General features: G+C 54.2%; 12 protein-coding genes and 3 pseudogenes. 4 read left to right on the top strand and 11 right to left on the bottom strand.

Annotated elements, in window-relative coordinates; translation table 11 throughout:
* Position 1: 1 nt before the first annotated feature.
* The 5 genes and pseudogenes from L855_RS17455 to L855_RS22580 form a co-directional block, all read right to left on the bottom strand.
* Entirely contained in the window at positions 2-1,390 is a 1,389-nt protein-coding gene (locus L855_RS17455) for a hypothetical protein (protein ID WP_159790162.1), read from the bottom strand.
* Between the two features lie 52 nt (positions 1,391-1,442).
* Positions 1,443-2,732: pseudogene (locus L855_RS17450) on the bottom strand (DNA double-strand break repair nuclease NurA).
* Between the two features lie 113 nt (positions 2,733-2,845).
* Positions 2,846-3,421: pseudogene (locus tag L855_RS17445) on the bottom strand (DNA double-strand break repair nuclease NurA); the annotation flags it as partial.
* A gap of 180 nt (positions 3,422-3,601) precedes the next feature.
* Positions 3,602-3,844 (bottom strand): annotated as a pseudogene (locus tag L855_RS22585) (FAD-containing oxidoreductase); the annotation flags it as partial.
* Positions 3,751-4,077, bottom strand: a complete 327-nt coding sequence (locus L855_RS22580) for a hypothetical protein (protein ID WP_343039364.1) — start codon at positions 4,075-4,077, stop codon at positions 3,751-3,753. The gene L855_RS22580 and the pseudogene L855_RS22585, both read right to left, overlap by 94 nt.
* Positions 4,078-4,168: 91 nt before the next feature.
* Between L855_RS22580 and L855_RS17435 the strand changes: the two genes are divergently transcribed.
* The 4 genes from L855_RS17435 to L855_RS17420 all read left to right on the top strand — a co-directional run bounded on the left by L855_RS17435 (position 4,169) and on the right by L855_RS17420 (position 7,843).
* A complete protein-coding gene (locus L855_RS17435; RefSeq protein WP_159790158.1) occupies positions 4,169-4,726 on the top strand; it encodes a PspA/IM30 family protein in 558 nt (185 codons plus the stop codon).
* Positions 4,727-4,749: 23 nt separating this feature from the next.
* Positions 4,750-5,676: a phosphate ABC transporter substrate-binding protein gene (locus L855_RS17430; protein WP_159790156.1), complete on the top strand. Its 927-nt coding sequence runs from the start codon at positions 4,750-4,752 to the stop codon at positions 5,674-5,676.
* A 131-nt stretch (positions 5,677-5,807) separates the two neighbouring features.
* The gene (locus tag L855_RS17425; protein ID WP_219729940.1) at positions 5,808-6,536 is read left to right on the top strand and encodes a TVP38/TMEM64 family protein; all 729 of its coding nucleotides are present in this window, start codon (positions 5,808-5,810) and stop codon (positions 6,534-6,536) included.
* A gap of 50 nt (positions 6,537-6,586) precedes the next feature.
* The gene (locus L855_RS17420; protein WP_159790152.1) at positions 6,587-7,843 is read left to right on the top strand and encodes an FAD-dependent oxidoreductase; all 1,257 of its coding nucleotides are present in this window, start codon (positions 6,587-6,589) and stop codon (positions 7,841-7,843) included.
* Positions 7,844-7,863: 20 nt separating this feature from the next.
* Here the strand turns inward: L855_RS17420 and L855_RS17415 are convergent, their stop codons facing one another.
* From L855_RS17415 to rpoB, 6 genes are all read right to left on the bottom strand, one after another.
* Entirely contained in the window at positions 7,864-9,129 is a 1,266-nt protein-coding gene (locus L855_RS17415; protein WP_159790150.1) for an SGNH/GDSL hydrolase family protein, read from the bottom strand.
* A gap of 221 nt (positions 9,130-9,350) precedes the next feature.
* Complete coding sequence (locus L855_RS17410) at positions 9,351-12,293, bottom strand: DNA-directed RNA polymerase subunit beta'' (protein ID WP_219729939.1); 2,943 nt, start codon at positions 12,291-12,293, stop codon at positions 9,351-9,353.
* A complete protein-coding gene (locus L855_RS22950) occupies positions 12,271-12,483 on the bottom strand; it encodes a hypothetical protein (RefSeq protein ID WP_219729938.1) in 213 nt (70 codons plus the stop codon). Before L855_RS22950 ends, L855_RS17410 begins: the two co-directional genes overlap by 23 nt.
* Entirely contained in the window at positions 12,467-13,633 is a 1,167-nt protein-coding gene (locus tag L855_RS22945) for a DNA-directed RNA polymerase subunit beta'' (protein WP_219729937.1), read from the bottom strand. The genes L855_RS22950 and L855_RS22945 overlap by 17 nt, the downstream gene beginning before the upstream one ends.
* Before the next feature lie 87 nt (positions 13,634-13,720).
* A complete protein-coding gene (locus tag L855_RS17405; protein ID WP_159790148.1) occupies positions 13,721-15,595 on the bottom strand; it encodes a DNA-directed RNA polymerase subunit gamma in 1,875 nt (624 codons plus the stop codon).
* A gap of 138 nt (positions 15,596-15,733) precedes the next feature.
* The gene (gene rpoB / locus L855_RS17400; protein ID WP_159790146.1) at positions 15,734-19,063 is read right to left on the bottom strand and encodes a DNA-directed RNA polymerase subunit beta; all 3,330 of its coding nucleotides are present in this window, start codon (positions 19,061-19,063) and stop codon (positions 15,734-15,736) included.
* Positions 19,064-19,260: the final 197 nt, after the last annotated feature.

The following is a 19,260-nucleotide window of genomic DNA, read 5'->3' as shown; positions in this document are numbered from 1 at the left end:
TTCAATCTACATCGGGGTGGCGATCGCTCTCCACGAGACGTTTAGCAATCTCAACTTTAGCGGCCAAAATCTCTGGAGTATCCTGATGTTCAACAGAGGTGTTGAGAATATCCATCGCAATCCCCACATCATTAATCCGATTAAGGGAATTAGAATAGCGAGAGGCTTCCCGAACTGTTGAGCGATACACAATCATAAACGTTGCCCCGATAAAGTTGGTAATAATCCCAGCCACCACCCCAATCGTTGCAACATTACTATTATCCGAATACACCCTTAGGGTCTCTCCATTAGATGAAGAAGACGAATCCTCGTTCTGACCCTCCATGACTTGTTCGTCTGACGAGACCTCAGGACTATTCCTAACGGTTTGAGACCCCGACAACGTCAGGGCTAGAGAGGCAAGAATGACCAAAAATCCCAAAATCATGACCACAACGCTGGTCATAAAAATAACCTGAACTTCCATTAAGTTCCGCTGATAGTATTTTTCTAAACTGGCATTCGCCATATTCCAGCTAAAGTTACGAATTTTGAGCTGAGCCTCCTCAATTTTTTCTTCCATCTCCTTCATTTTTTCCGACTGTTGCCGGTGCCAGCGGTCTAATCCATAGTAGATTCCCCCAATCACAAGATTAGCGAGACCTAAAACAATCGCAAAATAGAAACTATTGTTCAGGAAGTTAATCTCCCCTCTGATATCTGTTAGTTGTCGATTTTTTCGGGCAAGTTCTGCATCCAGTTCCTGAAAATTTATGTTTTGCCCTAGATAACGCAAGGTTATGTCATCAAGAGAAAACGTATCTTCAACGGAGTCAAATTCACGAATTTTGGCTAAATTCTCTTCCAAGGATTCGCGGCGTCGTTCAATTCGTCGCTGATAGTCACTCTGATATCCCTGTAATTGATTGATGTCTCGCGTCAGTTGGCGATTATCTTGGCTGAGCTGCTCGTTGTTTTCTCGCAGTATCTTATTTTCTTCCCGGAGTTGGGCAATTTCTGAAGTCAAACGGCCCTGTTCAGCAAGTAAACCCAGAATTTGTTCCTGTGCCTCGTTCAGTTCTGCCCCATCAGCATCACTGTCTAGTTCTAGCGATGGAGGGGTGGTAGCTAGGGCTTGAGGTATCTGTGAGGGTTGTAGTAGAGATGCCTGGAAATCTGCTGATTCCTCCTGTGCCCCCTCTTCCGTTCTTTGGGTGCGATCGACGGTTGCCAAAAGTTCTCGCAGGGCAATAAGCTCTCGTTTAATCTCCACATCTTCCGAGACAGCATCGCGATCGCGCACCAAGCCAGGCCGCACTAAACTGGTTCCCCCAAGAATTAAGCCAGATACCAAAAAGACGGCCGCCCATCCTTTCCAAATCCAAGTTGAATTTAATTGAGATGCCATAGGTTTAATCGGGAGGAAGACGAAGCAAGCCAGAAGGGAGACGATGAACGTCTTACGCGATGCTGCGGCGTTTACGAGCCTCCTTATAAGAGGTTCCTACATTGGTTAAACCCGCTTCAATCATTTGCCGTTCGAGGAGGGCAAAAAAGCGTTGGCGATCGCCCCCTCGAACAACGGCTTGATTATGGGCTTCTGCCAAACTAACGGGGTAGCCATAGCCCTTATAGACCTGTCCTAACATAAGGCTCAATGCGGCTTCAAGCTGGTCATCTAACGGGGTAGCCATAGCCCTTATAGACCTGTCCTAACATAAGGCTCAATGCGGCTTCAAGCTGGTCAGCGTCCTCTGCAACCCAGGCGGGAACATCCACCCGAGCAATTTCTGTCCCCACATGAACATAACAAAAATTCGTCCTCTGCAACCCAGGCGGGAACATCCACCCGAGCAATTTCTGTCCCCACATGAACATAACAAAAATATACAGTCTGTTCCGCCGGGTATAACCCCAACACCGGCAACGATGATTTCCACAAACAACTACGTTCCCCCGGCTGCAACAACCCCGCCCAAAAACTGGTATCTCGTAGGGGTTCCATCACCTGACAGGGGGCGCGTTTGGCGAGTACATCCCCTTCCGTGGGGGCAATATAAGGGCAATAACTCAAACAATTGGGTTGCTCAAAAGTACAGGCCTCTAACCGTAAGAAACTCAGGGCTTCACGGCTGCGGGAGGCACTGAGATAGCCCATCAGGGGAACCCCGACTCGTCGTATCGAGGAACCAGTAAATCAGGGAACCATCCACCATGGCCAACAGAGGTAAATCTGGATACTGGCGGCGCAACTCCACCCCCAACGTTGCCAACTCCTGAGCCTCAGACACGGCCCGCCGATAGCCCATCCATTCTTCTGTACGAATCCCCCATTGTCGCGAGGCGTATAAATCCTCCGGGCGATAGAACACCTCCGGCACACTATCGAGGACTGGGGCGCGATTTTGCCCGTAATGCAAGATCACTCGCCCAATGTTGAGGAGATAGCAATAGGCGATCTCATGCTGATTGGGGGCGATTTGTGAGCCATCGGTAGCGATAACGGTATGAGTGGAGGGGGGCCGTTGCAGAAGAATCCGACTTTGGAGGGGTTCAACGGGAGTGGCGGCCGAAAACCAGATGCGATCGCGCCATTGCTCCTGAGCCGCCACTAATTCCTCCTGATGCTCACAGGGGCAGAGTTTGTTAGGGACTCGGTTAAGCTCGGCAAAGACTCGAGCGACGGCTTCTTCCCGTAAATGTTCGCCAATACCGGGCAGGAGTTTTGTGACTTGGTTTAGATCGAGCATAGGTGGAAGAAGGGAACAGGGAATAGGGAACAGGGAACAGGGAACAGGGAACAGGGGGAAACAAGGGTAGGGTGCGTCCCGGCTCAATTAAGGTTAGGTGGGAGACCGCTCATCAGACTATCGAGGAACCAATAAATCAGAGAACCATCCACCATCGCTAACAGAGGCGTATCCGGGTGCTGGCGGCGCAACTCCACCCCTAACGTCGCCAACTCCTGAGCCTCGGACACGGCCCGCCGATAGCCCATCCATTCTTCTGTACGAATCCCCCATTGTCGCGAGGCATATAAATCCTCGGGGCGATAGAACACCTCCGGCACACTATCGAGGACTGGGGCGCGATTTTGCCCATAATGCAACACCACTCGCCCAATGTTGAGGAGATAGCAATAGGCGATTTCATGCTGATTGGGGGCAATTTGCGAGCCATCGGTGGCGATAACGGTATGGGTTGAGGGGGGCCGTTGTAGAAGAATCCGACTTTGGAGCGGTTCAACGGGAGTGGCGGCCGAAAACCAGATGCGATCGCGCCATTGGTTTTGAGTCGTCACCAACTCCTCCTGATGCTCACAGGCCGTCTCAAACAATCCCTGAGCCAATTCGAGCCGTTTCTGAGCTGCGACGGCTTCTTCCCGTAGATGTTCACCAATACCGGGTAGGAGTTTTGTGACTTGGTTGAGATCGAGCATGGGGGGAAGAAGGGAACAGGGAACAGGGAACAGAGGGAAACAAGGGTAGGGTGCGTCCCGGCTCAATTAAGGTTAGGCGAAGACCACTCGGCTAAAACTTGCCCGAACGCACCGCTTCGACAGCAATAGGGATGTTACGTGAACTTGCCCGAACGCACCGCTTCGCCAGTAATAGGGATGTTACGTGAAACGATGTAGAAGTTTTAACAGTTTTTTCGTGGTGCTGGTTAACTGGGTTCGTTTGTAGGCATCTGCTGCTTTGCGGATACATTCGGCTTGGGTGGGATAGGGATGAATCACGCTGGAGAGGGTTTTTAAGCCGAGTCCCCCTACCATCGCCGTGGTGATTTCACTAATCGATTCTCCCGCATGACGGGAGACAATTGTGGCCCCGAGGATTTTGTCTGAACTTTTCTCATGGAGAACCTTGAGAAATCCCTCCGTTTCCCCATTACAATTGTGGCCCCGAGGATTTTGTCTGAACTTTTCTCATGGAGAACCTTAAGAAATCCCTCCGTTTCCCCATCGGCGATCGCCCGATCCAAATCCTTAAACTCTATCTTAATCGTTTTGGTCTCAATGCCTTTCTCTTGCGCCTCTCCCTCATAGAGTCCCACATGGGCCACTTCCGGATCAGTATAAGTAACCCAAGGCATCACCAAGAACTGGCTCTGGGGTAAGCCTCCCGAAGCGCCCCCTGACCCAGAGGCTGATGTCATTACCACGGCGGAACTCTCGCTCAAAACCATGCAGCAGTCCGTCCAAGATCTAGAACAAACCGTGCGCGCTCAACGCTCCGCCTACCGTCAGGCTGAGTTGAAATACAAAGCGAAACAGCGCCAAGTCGAGTCCTATGAAAAACAGGCGGCGATCGCCCAACAACAAGGAGATAAAGCTGGGGCACGGTTAGCCATGACGCAAGCGATACGACTTGAAAAACTGTTGCCTCAAATTGGCGATCGCCTGCATCACGCCCAAGAGTTTTTACAAGCCTCCGAGGAACGACTGCAACGGGAGACGATTCAACTCGAAGCCTATCGCCTAGATGTGGAGCATCTCAAGGATATGGCTGAACTCGGCAATGTTCTCGATCCCATGAGCCAACTGTCTCGTCAACAGAACTTAGAAACGGCGCGATCGCACCTCGACGATGCCCGAGACCGCCTGGAACTGCAACGCCTCGAAGAACAAGCCTTAACAGAACTCTCCCAGACGCAACCGGGCGATATGGAGGCTGACTCAGAACACTATCACCTCAACGAAGAAGTCGAGCGCCGCCTACAACAGTTCGATCAGTCTCCCTAAGTCATTCGTCCCCCCTCTAACCCATGTCACAGATACAATCCGGGCCGCCCCCTATTGTCTATATCCTCCTCCTCGCCCTACTCGGCTTTGGTGGGTATTGGTTCTTTGTCCGCACCCCTGAAAACCAGTCAGATCAGCCATCCCTTCCCTCTGAGGGAGTCTCCGCCAGGAATGACCCATCAACCCCCCTCACCCCCAGCCAATTCACCGTCCCCGGAAGCCTTCCCAGCGGAACCCGCCTCAACCTGCAAGGCTCTACCGCCATGGTCTCTATCAATAGCGCCCTAAAACAGGGCTTTGAAGAGCAGTTTTCTGGAGTTGTGGTCACCACCTCGGCGACTGGGTCTGGAGACGGTATCAGCGCCGTTTTGTCCGGGAATGCTGACCTCGGGGCCTCCTCCCGTCCCCTGCGTTCTGAGGAACAGGCTCAAGGACTTGTCGCCGTTCCTATTGCCGAAGATGCGATCGCCCTAGTAGTGGGGGTGAACAATCCCTTTGGCCAGGGACTTAGCCAACAAGACGCCGTTGACATCTTCACCGGACAAATTACCAACTGGTCTGAAATTGGCGGCCCCGACAAACCCATTCGCGTCCTCAATCGCCCCCCCGTCAGCGGCACTCACCAAACCTTCCGGGAGGTCGTTCTCAACGGTAGCAACTTTGGCAACACTCCCAATATCACGACCCTAGAGCGAGATGCCACCACCCCCATGTTGCGGGCCCTAGGCAACGACGGCATCGGCTACGCCACCGCCGCCCAAATTTTCAACCAAAGCACCGTCCGTCCCGTGGCCATTGACGGCTTAACCCCCATGGCCGCTCAATATCCTTATCGGCGTAACCTTTACTACGTCTATAAAGACCCCGCCAACGAGACCGTTCAAGCCTTCCTTGGCTATGCCTTCTCCGACGCCGGACAAGCTGCGATCGCCCGGGCAGCACAAGACTAGCACCAGTCCTCATCCCAACATCCAGCAGCCGTTAACAAGCGTAACCCTAACTAGAAGCACTTGTATCGGCCAAGGTTCCCATGTTCTTGCCCAAATGCCCGCTCAAACGTCCACAGATTGCGATCGCATCCATGTTCTCAAGCCTACCCCTATTCTCCTGGTTTCTCATTGGGGCCGCCACCCCCATCCTGACCCAAGACAGCCCCGGGGGCTTCAACCCCCAACTCTGGTTACAACAAGCCCTACAAAGCATCCAAGACTTAGGGGGTCTAGGCATCCTCGCTTTTATTGGCCTGTATGTGATTGCGACTGTTGCCTTTCTCCCCGGTTCCATCGTTACCCTCGGCGGTGGAGTCGTCTTCGGGGTGGTTTTCGGCTCCCTCTATGTCTTCATCGGGGCTGTACTCGGCTCAACCCTCGCCTTTCTCATTGGACGCTATCTCGCCCGCAACTGGGTCGCCGGGAAAATTGCCAGTAACCCCAAATTTGCGGCCATTGACAACGCTGTCGGACGAGAAGGCTTCAAAATCGTGTTCCTAACCCGTCTATCCCCCATCTTTCCCTTCAACCTCCTCAACTACGCCTACGGCGTCACCAACGTCTCCCTCAAAGACTACGTTCTCGGTTCCCTCGGCATGATTCCCGGAACCATCATGTACGTCTACATCGGCTCTCTCGCAGGAAGCTTGGCCACCCTCGGAACCGGAGCCGCCACAGAAGATCCCCAAGCGGAACTGTTGCAACGTGTTCTACAAATTATTGGTTTCATCGCCACCGTGGCCGTGACCATTTACGTCACCCGCATCGCCCGTAAAGCCCTCACCGAAACCGTCGGCGAACAAGTCATCAACAGTGAATAGTTCCAATTCCCCTACTGCCTACTGCCTACTGCCTACTGCCTTTTCCCCCCATGCCTAACTCCCCATTTCACACCTTCACCATCTCCCCCATGGATGAGTACAACCGTGAACTCCTCCAACAAACCCATCCCGCCGATTGGGTAAATCCAAAACCCGCTGATTGCTACGATTTAGTGGTCATTGGCGGAGGAACCGCTGGATTAGTGGTTGCCGTTGGGGCCGCCGGATTGGACATTGGCCTCAAAGTGGCTCTGGTTGAACGTAACCTAATGGGGGGAGATTGCCTCAATACCGGTTGCGTTCCCTCTAAAAGCTTAATTCGCTCCTCCCGAGTGGTGGGAGAAATGTGGAACGCCCCCAACTATGGCATTGCTGCCCCTGAGAAAATTGATGTGGACTTCGCCGCCGTAATGGAACGGTTGCGAAAAATCCGTGCCGGGATTAGTCATCATGATTCCGCTCATCGCTTCGCCAAGGCTGGCGTGGATATCTTCCTGGGGAATGGCAGTTTTACTGGGAATCAAGCCATTCAAGTCGATGATGTCACCCTCAACTATAAAAAAGCCGTGATTGCCACGGGAGCGAGAGCTGTTCATCCCCAAACGCCGGGATTAGCCGAAGCGGGCTATCTCACCAATGAGACGGTGTTTAACCTCACCGAACGCCCCAACCGCCTCGCAGTCATTGGCGGTGGCCCCATTGGCTGTGAATTAGCTCAAGCCTTCCGTCGTCTTGGTTCCCAGGTGACACTGATTCATCGTCATCCCCATTTGTTGCATCGGGAAGATGCTGATGCGGCGAAGATTGTGCAACAGATCTTTATCCGGGAAGGGATTGAGTTAGTTCTCGGCTGTGAACCGGAACGGGTGGAGAAGACAGAAGCGGGGAAAGTCCTTCAGTTCAACCACAAGGGGGAGAAAAAACAGGTGGTGGTTGATGAAATCCTCATTGGTGCTGGGCGATCGCCGAATGTGGAAAGTTTGAACCTAGAGGCGGCTGGAGTGGCCTACAATCGCCGAGGGGTGGAGGTGAACGAGTATTTACAAACCAGCAACCCCAAAATTTATGCGGCGGGGGATATCTGCATGAATTGGAAATTTACCCATGCCGCCGATGCCGCCGCCCGGATTGTGATTCAGAATACCCTGTTTGCCCCCTTTGGCTTGGGACGACCGAAGTTAAGCAGTCAGGTGTTAATGGTGATGCGTCCGGCCCCATCCCCCATTAACCAGTACACTGCTTTTTTCATCTGGGTTTCTAATCAGGTCAAGTCAGCTTACCGCCAGTCTAGGGTATTTTTTGAGTGAATGGGTTACGCCATTAAGGATTATTTCCGGGCGTCGGGCCAGGGAAGTTGGGTATCTTGGGCCAGTCGTTGGGCGACGGCAGAGGCCCCCTCGCGGTTGAGGTGACTGGGATCGGCGAAGAAGTCGGGGCGATCGCGCCATTGTGCGGATAAATCCCGTACCCAAACCCCGGATTTTTGACCCTGTTGCTGCAAGAATTCCTGAAACCGACGTTCGTAGCGGCGGCGGGTGGTATCTAAATAGTCGTTGGTGAGGGGCAGATTCACCAAAATTAGGGGAATGTTGCGGCCCTGACAGAACTCAATCACCTGGTTAACGGCGTTCCCTTGAACGCCCCCAAGTGTGAAGTTGGCATAATCCCCGTCGTAGTCCCCCGAAACCCGAGGGAACTGCTGAAAATAGGTTTGGGGATTAAAGCGATCGCGGACAATGTGAAAGCCGTTGGAGTCGATATCTCGGCGGGAGAGAATCACCGGAACCTCACGCTCTCGGGAGCCATTATTGCGCAGTCGCTGATAGCCCGGGGAATTGCGGATGCGGCTAAAGGTGCGATCCTCGCGGCCACTGTTAAAGGCCCGAGAACCATCGGCCCAAACCATGACTTTGGGCAACTGTTCGGGGGTGAGTAACTCTCGCAGTTGTAGATTCACCACCTGAGCCGTGGCCCCATTAATCCCAAAATTAAATACCCGCACCCCCGACAAACCGCGACGATTGAGGTCAAATTGCAATCGCTTGGCATCCACCCCCTGCAAGCCTCGGGAACTGCCAATAATTAAGATTTCAGGAGGCCCTAGGGTGGCGACATAGGCTCGATAGAGGGCAAATTGCTCATCTAAGACCAAACTGTTAAAACTCGGGTGAGGCAGACGATTGCCGCTGTTTCCCGCCTGTTGCAGGGCGAAATCCGCATTTTGTAGGTATTCTTGTACCTTTTTCTGAGCAAAGGCCCGCTGGGGTGCGGTTAGAGGAACCGATTGCATGGCGGCCAGGGCCTCGGTCCAATATTGCACCACTTGATGCCAATCCTCGGGACTCGTGGCCTCTTGTGAGGCTTGCCAGGCCCGTAAGGCGCGATCGGTGCCCCGATTAAATAGCTCTAAACCTAGATCTTCCTCCGAGTCATTCTCTAACTCGCTCACCTCCACAGGGCGATCGAGACTCTTACGGTGCAGGGGAAAACTGTGCAACCCAAAACGACTCACCCCTAACACGAGTAGGAGGACAAGGATGGCGATCGCCAGGGGGCGAAGCCTGTGCCAATGGCGTTGTAATCGCTGTAACATCTTAGGATGATGGACTATTAAAAATGGACAATAAATCAGTCATAAACCCAGCTCAAACAAGTTTTAACCCCACAATTAGGTCTTATCGTATCTGTCTATTTTAAAAATCCCCCCCATCCTGTGTCAGTTGTGAATCCATCAACCGTCATGTTGAAACAATAAACCCCGCCTTGCCAGGGCAAAGCGGGGTCATAAGTTAAGCCATCACGAACCGATCCCAGTTAAGCCGTGGGATCATCCTCGTCATCGCTGTCATCTTCATCAAAGGAATCGGGATCAAAATCATCCTCGTCATCGCTGTCATCCTCATCAAAGGAATCGGGATCAAAGTCATCCTCATCATCCCCATCATCGAGATCCCCATCATCGAGAATCGCCGTTGAGCCGTCATCCCCATCCGGTAGGATGGCCGCCGACTCATCACTGACACTTCCCGTGAGGTTGTAGGCGCGAGCGGTGCGATCGTCCAAGACCACATCTTGGATCTTACTCTCATCGTCCACCCCATTGACCACAGAGTTGATCTCATTGATGTCCGCATCCGGGGCCGAGAAGTTTAACTCTTCATAGGCATTAAACCCAGTTCCGGCAGGAATCAAACGACCGATGATGACGTTTTCCTTCAAGCCACGCAACCAGTCCGATTTACCCTCAATTGCCGCTTCCGTCAGCACACGAGTGGTTTCTTGGAAACTCGCCGCACTAATGAAACTATCCGTATTGAGGGAGGCCTTCGTAATCCCTAACAGCATCGGCGTATACTGTGCCGGAGCCGCGCCGGTGATAGACATGGCTTCATTGACCTGTTCGACCTGACGCAGTTCAATCAACTCACCCGGTAACATGGTCGTGTCACCGCCATCGTCGATTTTCACCTTCGAGGTCATCTGACGCACAATCACTTCAATGTGTTTATCAGAAATATCCACCCCTTGGGATTGATACACCGACTGAACCTCATTCACCAAGAAGGTTTGCACGTTGCTAAAGCCCGTCAACGCCGCTTCATAGGTTCCCGAAGGCGCCAGATAGTCAAACCAGCATTCGAGGATTTCATGGGGGTTCGAGGGACCATCGGTGAGGGGTTCAGCTACTCCCACCCGTTGACCATCCACCACCAAGACATTATGCCCCGAGAGGGTGCGGTACTCCGAGACCGTACCATCATCTTCGACGATGCGAATCTCGACAGAATCATCATCCTCATAGATCACCTGAGCGGTTCCCGGACGACGGTTGAGGACGCAGGCCTCTTTCGGTTTACGGGCTTCGAGGAGTTCTTCAATCCGAGGTAGCCCCTGAATGATGTCTCCCGTTTTCGCCCGTTCAAACACCAGCAGCACCAGGTTATCCCCCCGTTGCACCAAGCTGCCATCATCCACATGGAGAATAGCACCAGGTGAGACGCGGTAGGGACGAGCATGGCGGAAAATCACTTCCTTGTCGTGGATTTCCACCACTTGTCCCGACTCTTCCAGGATGACCCCATCGGCAACGGTGGCACCACTGACGAGGAGATCTCCTTCCTTAACTTGAGGCGACGCATCCCCTAAGTCAACGGCAAAGCGATCGTCTTCGCTGACAATCAGAACCCGACGGGTGGCCTCAGTGCCCTCACGAATCCCCCGCACCATGCCCGGATTACGGCAGGCGATTTCTGTACGAGCCACCACAGATCCCGGCTCGATTTGGTCGCCGTCTTGGACCAATAAACGGGTACTGGTGGTACTGGTAAAGAGGGGGTCAACGTTGGTGTTTTCCCGGCGCACCGTCAGGGATTCGATGACCACCAATTGCAGGCGCATGGCCTCATCATCCTCCTCATCGGGGACGAGTTCGATGTCCGCTTCCAGGTGACGCGCATCGCTGCCAATATCGAGAATCAATTGGGTGCGGATGAGTTCCTGCCCTTCGACGGATTTAATCCGTTCCCCATCTTTAAAGGGCAACATCCGCTGGACGGGGCGCAGGGCAATGGGGAAGGCGTTTTCCTGACCTTCCGCCGGTTGCTGGCTGGGAACCGAGGGGGTATCTGGAACCTGGAACTCCTGAACTGGACGCAGCAGCACCCCAGTTCCTTCGGGGGTGGTGACGGATTCCACGAAGCACAGGGATTCAGCGACTAATCCGGGGATAATTTCCTGGCCGGGATGCACCAAACTCTGTTCGGGAACGCTGAGTTTATCGTTGCTGCTGAGGTCGAGCAGGTGGAAGTCCCCGGCTTTAATGGAGATTTCCCGCAGAATGTCGTTTTTCTGGACGACTTCAACAATCCCACTATTCTGACAGTAGATGTCTTTGACGACTTCCGTGCCCGCTTCGACAAAGTCCCCATCCTCGACTTCGAGAAGGGAGATGTCTTTGTTGATTTCGTGGGTTTCCTCGGGAATCCAGATCATGGTTCCCCCTTTGGTAATCTCGTAGCCGGCTTTACTGCCTTTGCCCCGTTTGGCGACTTCGATATCTCCGTATTTGAGAATCCCCCCGGTGTGGGTTTTGTACGTGTCGTCAATCAGTTCAGCCACCACCTGACCATTGCGCACTTTGGTGCCGGGTGTGGCGGTGAGGGTAAATTCTTGCCCCTGCTGCGTTGAGACGATGTAATGGTCCCGTCCTTGGCTGGTGACGGTGGTGACTTTGGCGCTGTCAAGACGCACGGAGGCGGTGATGATATCCACCTCTTTGGGAATCAAGGGAGTCGCAGCCAAGCCCGATTCACCCACATCTTCGGAGGAGGGCAACTCATCTTGGGGCAGCCGTACGATTCCCCCAGTTTCACTGGGAGTTTCGGTGACCGCCAGAACATCTCCGGCTTCTACCGAATGGCCGTTTTTCACGACGGGACTCGCCCCAGGAGGTAGGTTATAGACTTCCCCTTTCAGCACCCACATCAGTCCACCGCGAGCGGCGATGATGGTGGTGTTACCCTGACGGTCTTTTTTCTCCTCTGGGATGACCCCGGCATATTTGACTTCCCCGCCAATATCCGTGGCCACGTCTTTGGTGGCTTTTTCAGTGTTCTTACGGGTGCGGGCGCTGCCGATGGGAACTTCGGCGATAAATTGGTCAGCACTGACCTTATCCCCATCCCGGATGATTAGGGTTGAACCTTGGGGGAGGGAGATGCTGTGGCGTTTGCCTTTACCGGTGGGTTCGATGATCAATGATTAGGGTTGAACCTTGGGGGAGGGAGATGCTGTGGCGTTTGCCTTTACCGGTGGGTTCGATGATCAAGTCCCCTGCTTGTTCCACCATGTAGGCTTCTTCCCCATGGCGTGTCCGGTAGGGACGAGCGGTGAGGTCTTTGCTGTAACGAGCGGTTCCGTCAAAGGGTGCTTTAGCGGGCCGGGCCACTTCCCCGGTGTGTGAGGTCTTTGCTGTAACGAGCGGTTCCGTCAAAGGGTGCTTTAGCGGGCCGGGCCACTTCCCCGGTGAAGACCCCACCGGTGTGGAACGTCCGCATAGTGAGTTGGGTTCCCGGTTCACCGATACTTTGAGCGGCGATAATCCCCACGGCTTCACCCAGGTCAACCAGTTCGGCGTGGGCCAAACTCCAGCCATAGCAATGTTGACAGACGCTACGGGCTGATTCACAGGTGAGGGGCGATCGCACCCGCACTTCCACGAGGCCAGCGGCGACAATGGCATCGGCCAGTTCCTGACAAATCACCTGATTGCGGCGAGACTCGATGACCTCTTCACAGCCTTCATGGCGATTGTGGACGGAGACCGAAATCAGTTCCCGAGTTTTGGGGTGATGCACATCTTCGGCCAAAACCCGACCCAACAGACGAGTTTCTAAGGGAATGGAGACCCGCTCCCCACTACGCATACTTTGCAAGGGGATACTGCGCTGGGTTCCACAGTCAAGTTCCCGAACAATGGTGTCCTGGGACACGTCTACCAGACGACGGGTAAGATACCCTGAGTCAGCGGTGCGTAGGGCGGTATCCACCAGACCTTTACGGGCACCGTAGGAGGAAATAATGTACTCAGTAACCGTCAGACCTTCCCGGAAGTTCGTTTTAATCGGTAAGTCGATGATTTCCCCTTGCGGGTTGGCCATCAAGCCCCGCATTCCCACCAACTGACGCACCTGGGAGATATTCCCCCGCGCCCCGGAGAAGGCCATCATATACACGGAGTTGAGGGGGTCACTTTGTTTGAAGTTGGTGACCACGTCATCTTTAAGTTCTTCGCTGGTGGTACTCCAGGTGTCAATCACTTTCTGGAAACGCTCCACCTCGGTGATTTCACCTCGGGTATAGCGAGCCTCAGTGACATCAATTTCTTGTTGGGCGGTAGCCAGCAATTGCGGCTTCGAGGGAGGGATTTGCAAGTCCTCAATACTGATGGACACCCCAGCCCGGGTGGCATAGCGAAAGCCCAGGTCTTTGAGGTGGTCAGCAATTTGGGCGGTTTTTGCGGTTCCATAATAGCTGAAGGACCAAGCAATCAGGGAGCGCAGTTGTTTTTTATCGACGACTCGATTGTAAAAGAGCATAGTCTCTCAACGTTGACGGCTGTGATAAGGGGGAGGATACGGAGAGCAGCGGGGCGAGGGGTCGTCCCGCCGCTTGAGAAGGGCTGGCTAGGCTAGAGCTTCTCGGATGGCTTGGTTATAGATAACCCGCCCTGGGGTGGTGTAGGCATATTGGGCGACGAGTTTTCCATCGGCGTCGAAGCGTTGGCGACTGTACTGATACCGTTTTAAGACGCTGCCATCGTCGAGAGTCTGTTCTTCGATGAGGGGGTCGTCGCCATTGATGACGATTTTGTCTTCGGGACTCAGACGCACCCAGACGTATTTGTGCAGATGAACCAAGCCCCGTTCATGGGCAATAATCAGATCCTCAGGGTTGGCAAAGGTCTGTTCCTGCTTGTCTTGAACGGTGGGGTTCTCGGCGGTGAGGTAATAGCACCCCAAGACCATGTCCTGACTGGGCGTTACGATGGGTTGTCCGGTGGCGGGGGAGAGGATGTTGTTGGAGGCCAACATCAGCAGCCGCGCTTCGGCTTGGGCTTCGAGGGAGAGGGGGACGTGAACGGCCATTTGGTCTCCGTCGAAGTCGGCGTTAAAGGCCGGACAGACGAGGGGGTGCAGTTGAATGGCACGACCATCGACGAGAATTGGCTCGAAGGCCTGAATCCCCAAACGGTGCAGGGTCGGTGCCCGGTTAAGCATGACCGGGTGACCTTCGATGACTTCTTCGAGAACATCCCAGATGTTAGGGTCGTTGCGAGAAATCAGTTTTTTGGCGGCTTTGATGTTGTTGACGATGCCTTGACGAATTAAGCGGTGAATCACGAAAGGTTGGAACAGTTCGATCGCCATCTCCCGAGGTAAGCCACATTGGTGGATTTCCAATTTGGGACCGACGACAATTACACTCCGTCCGGAATAGTCCACCCGTTTTCCGAGCAGGTTCTGACGGAAGCGACCTTGTTTCCCTTCAATGATATCGCTGAGAGATTTTAAGGGACGATTATTGGCGCCGACGACGGTGCGTCCCCGTCGTCCATTGTCGATGAGGGCATCGACGGCCTCTTGCAACATCCGTTTTTCGTTACGGATGATAATTTCCGGGGCCAAAATCTCCTGTAACCGCGCCAGTCGGTTATTACGGTTAATGACCCGACGATAGAGGTCATTGAGGTCACTGGTGGCAAAGCGTCCGCCATCGAGCTGCACCATGGGGCGCAAGTCAGGGGGAATCACGGGGATAGCATCGAGGACCATCCATTCGGGGCGAGCGCCGGTGGCGATGAAGTTATCAATCACCCGCAGCCGTTTGATGAGTTTGGCCCGTTTTTGCCCTTTGGAGTTGGAAATATCCTCCCGCAGCTTCTCAGCGACGGCTTCGAGTTCCATATCCGCCAGCAACTGCTGGATAGCTTCGGCGCCGATGCCCACTTCGATGCCTTCGAGTTGGGAATCTTCGTCATAGAGCTGTTCCTCGATTTCCATCCATTGGTCTTCGAGGAGCAGTTGTTTGTAGGCCAAGTTATCGGCGTTGCCGGGATTCAAGACCACATAGGCGTTGAAATAGACGATTTGCTCCACATCTCGTAGGGGCATATCCAGCAAGATGGCCATGTAACTGGGAATCCCTTTGAGATACCAAACATGGGTCACCGGGGCGGCTAGTTTGATATAGCCCATGCGGTGACGACGCACGCGGGATTCGGTCACTTCTACGCCGCAGCGTTCGCAGACAATGCCACGGTGACGAACTCGTTTATATTTGCCGCAGTGACATTCCCAGTCCTTGGCGGGGCCGAAAATGCGCTCACAGAATAAGCCGTCCATTTCCGGTTTCAGGGTGCGGTAGTTGATGGTTTCAGGTTTGGTGACTTCACCAACTACCTGGCCGTTGGGAAGAGTCCGTTCTCCCCAACCACGAATCCGCTCCGGGGAGGCGATGGCGATTTTGACGTAATCAAAGCGCTGTTCGACTTTTGGCATCGTTTTGGGTACTCCGAAGGTTCTCTAGTCTGTGGGATGAGGGGGGGATTGACCTCCGCTGACTCGGTAGCTCCCTAAATAAGGAGCTGAAGACAACGGAGGGGGGGCAGGGTTCAGGGGGCAGGGTTCGGGAGGAGATTAATCCTCGTCGTCTCCTCCTTTGGACATGGATTCGTAGGTGGGACGGTTGGGGGCGCGACGGCTGGAGACATCGGACATCAAGTCTACTTCAGCGTCCACGCTGTTACCATCTTCGGCGGTTCCCACTTTATGGACGGCAATGTCCAAGCAGAGGGATTGCAGTTCTCGCATGAGCACTTTGAAGGATTCTGGGGTTCCCGGACGAGGAATGGCTTTCCCTTTGACGATCGCATTCAAGGCTTCATTCCGTCCCTGCATATCGTCGGATTTGACGGTGAGCAGTTCTTGCAGGGTATAGGCGGCCCCAAAGGCTTCGAGGGCCCAAACCTCCATTTCTCCAAACCGTTGTCCCCCTTGTTGGGCTTTCCCACCCAAGGGCTGCTGAGTCACCAAGGAGTAGGGTCCAGTGGAACGGGCGTGAATCTTATCATCGACCAAGTGAACCAGTTTGAGCATATAGGCTTTGCCCACCGTTACCGGCTGGTCAAAGGGTTCGCCGCTACGTCCGTCATAGACCTGAATTTTCCCGGCATTTTGGGGGTTATAGACCCAATCTTTACCGGTTTTCTCCCGCGCCTGTTGCAGCTTGCGGTTGACGGTTTGCCGCGATTGGTCGGTTCCGTGCATTTCGTCGAAGGGAACCATTTTGAAGCGGGCGTTGAGGTTATCACCGGCCCAGGCCAACATACATTCAAAGATTTGTCCCACGTTCATCCGGGAGGGAACCCCCAGAGGACTCAAGACAATGTCTAGGGGCGTACCGTCGGGGAGATAGGGCATATCTTCCTGGGGCAGAATCCGGGAAATAATCCCTTTGTTGCCGTGGCGACCGGCCATTTTGTCCCCGACTTGGATTTTCCGTTTCAGGGCCACATAGACGCGCACCACCATGTTGGCACCGGGGGGCAGTTCGTCGCCCTGTTCCCGAGTAAAGACCCGCACATCGACGACACGACCTTTTTCACCGTTGGGAACCCGCAGGGAGTTATCCCGCACATCCCGCGCTTTTTCCCCGAAAATAGCCCGCAGTAGTTTTTCTTCAGGGGGTTGGTCGGATTCTCCTTTGGGGGTCACTTTCCCGACCAGGATTTCTCCCGATTCGACCCAAGCCCCGATTCGGATAATGCCGCTTTCGTCAAGGTGTCGTAATGAATCTTCACCAACGTTGGGAATTTCGCGGGTGATTTCTTCGGGTCCCAGTTTGGTTTGCCGGGCTTCGATTTCGTATTTCTCGATGTGGATACTGGTGTAGACATCATCGATGACCAGGCGCTCACTGATGAGGATGGAGTCCTCATAGTTGTAGCCTTCCCAGGGCATATAGGCCACGAGGATGTTTTGTCCCAGGGCCAGTTCTCCCCCTTCGGTGGCGCTTCCATCAGCCAAGACTTGTCCAGCTTCGACCTCATCCCCTTCAAAGACGATGGGGCGTTGGTTAAGGCAGGTATCTTGGTTGGAGCGTTGGTATTTTTGCAGTTCGTATTCGATGATTTGCGGTAAGCCGTTGCTTTCGCTCTCCTCGACGGTGGGACGCACGAGAATGCGCTCGGAATCGACGTAGGTGACAACGCCAGGGGTACGGCTAACGATGACCATCCCGGAATCTCGGGCGGCTTGGGCTTCGAGTCCGGTTCCCACCAGGGGCCGTTCGGGCCGCAGCAGGGGAACCGCTTGACGCTGCATGTTCGATCCCATCAGGGCACGGTTGGCGTCGTCATGCTCAATGAAGGGAATCAAGGAGGTGGCGACGGAGATAATCTGCACTGGGGAGATGGCCACGAAGTCCACCTGATCTGGGGTGGTGGTGGTAAAGTCCTGACGGTAGCGCACGGGAACGAGATCCCCTTGGATGTAGCCTTCGGGGTTGATGGGGATGTCTCCGGGGGCAACGCGCAGGTCGTCTTCTTCGTCGGCGGTCATGTAGATGGGGGCGTTCTCCCGCATGACGCGACCATTTTCGACGCGGTAGTAGGGGGTTTCGATGAAGCCATAGCTACTGACGCGAGCGTGGGTGGCGAGGGAGCCGATGAGTCCGGCGTTGGGACCTTCTGGGGTCTCGATGGGACAGATGCGTCCGTAGTGGGAGGGGTGAATGTCGCGTACGGCGAATCCAGCCCGCTCTCGGGTGAGTCCGCCGGGGCCGAGGGCAGAAATCCGGCGTTTGTGGGTCAACTCAGCCAGAGGGTTGGTCTGGTCCATAAACTGGGAAAGTTGACTGGACCCGAAGAACTCTTTAATGGCGGCTACCAGGGGTTTGGGGTTGACCAGGGAAGCCGGGGTGAGGGTGTCGGAGTCGGAGACGGTCATCCGCTCTTTGATAATCCGTTCGAGACGGTTGAGACCGACGCGGACTTGGTTTTGCAACAGTTCGCCGACGGAACGCACCCGGCGATTGCCCAGGTGGTCGATGTCGTCGACTTGCCCCATGTCAAATTCGAGGTTGATGAGGTAGTCAACGGCGGCGAGGATGTCGTCGGAGGTGAGGACTCGGGTACTGTCGGGGACGTTGAGCCGCAGTTTTTTGTTGAGTTTGTAGCGCCCAACTCGTCCAAGGTCGTAGCGTTTGGGGTCGAAGAAGCGGGACTCGAGCAGGGACAAACCGCCGGAGACCGTGGGGGGTTCGCCAGGTCGCAGTTTGCGATAGAGTTCCATCAGGGCATCTTCTTCGCTGAATTGCCCTTCTTTTTCGATGGTTTTCTCGAAGAAGTCGTAGTGACGGATGCGATCGCTAATCTCGGTGTCGGAGAGTCCTAGGGCTTTGAGTAGGACTTGGGCTGAGAGTTTGCGGGTTTTGTCGATACGGACCCAAACGAGGCCGTTACGGTCGGTTTCAAATTTCAGCCAAGCGCCTCGGTTGGGGATGAGGGAGGCGTTGTAGGTGCGGCGACCGTTTTTGTCGACGTCGGATTTGTAGTAGACGCCGGGCGATCGCACGATTTGGTTGACGATGACCCGCTCAGCGCCGTTAATGATAAAGGTTCCCCGTTCGGTCATCAGGGGCAGGTCGCCGATGAAGACTTCTTGTTCTTTGATTTCCCCGGTTTCTTTGTTAATCAGCCGGGTGGGGACGTACATCTGCACGGCGTAGCTGCTGTCGCGGCGTTTGGACTCATCTACACTATATTTGGGTTCTTTAAGTTTGTAGTTACGACCGATAAAGTGAAGTTCTAGCTTTCCGGTATAGTCGGTAATGGGGGAGAAACTGTTAAGTTCTTCGATTAAGCCTTCTTCGAGGAACCAGCGAAAGCTCGATCGCTGGATGGCGACGAGGTCAGGCAGGTGAAAGACGGGGGCGGTACTGGTGGTGGTCGTTTGTAGGTTAGTCATTCGTCTTCTTTGTCGGACTGTTGGGATGCGCTAAAGACGTGGAGTCTGGACCCAGGTTTGCCGCCTTCGGCGCCGCACGGCAAATCGAGGTTTCAGGGCGTGAAACCTCGGTCGAAGGTTGAAACAGGCTTGTGGGCGTGGCCTGGGTGAGCAGATTGTGAGTCTGTCGGACGTGGGATGCCGACTGAGGCTCGACT

Source organism: Sodalinema gerasimenkoae IPPAS B-353, from assembly GCF_009846485.1.
GTDB classification, from domain to species: Bacteria; Cyanobacteriota; Cyanobacteriia; order Cyanobacteriales; family Geitlerinemataceae; genus Sodalinema; species Sodalinema gerasimenkoae.
Note: the sequence above shows the minus strand (reverse complement) of the source record. Positions and strands in the feature narration are given on the sequence as shown.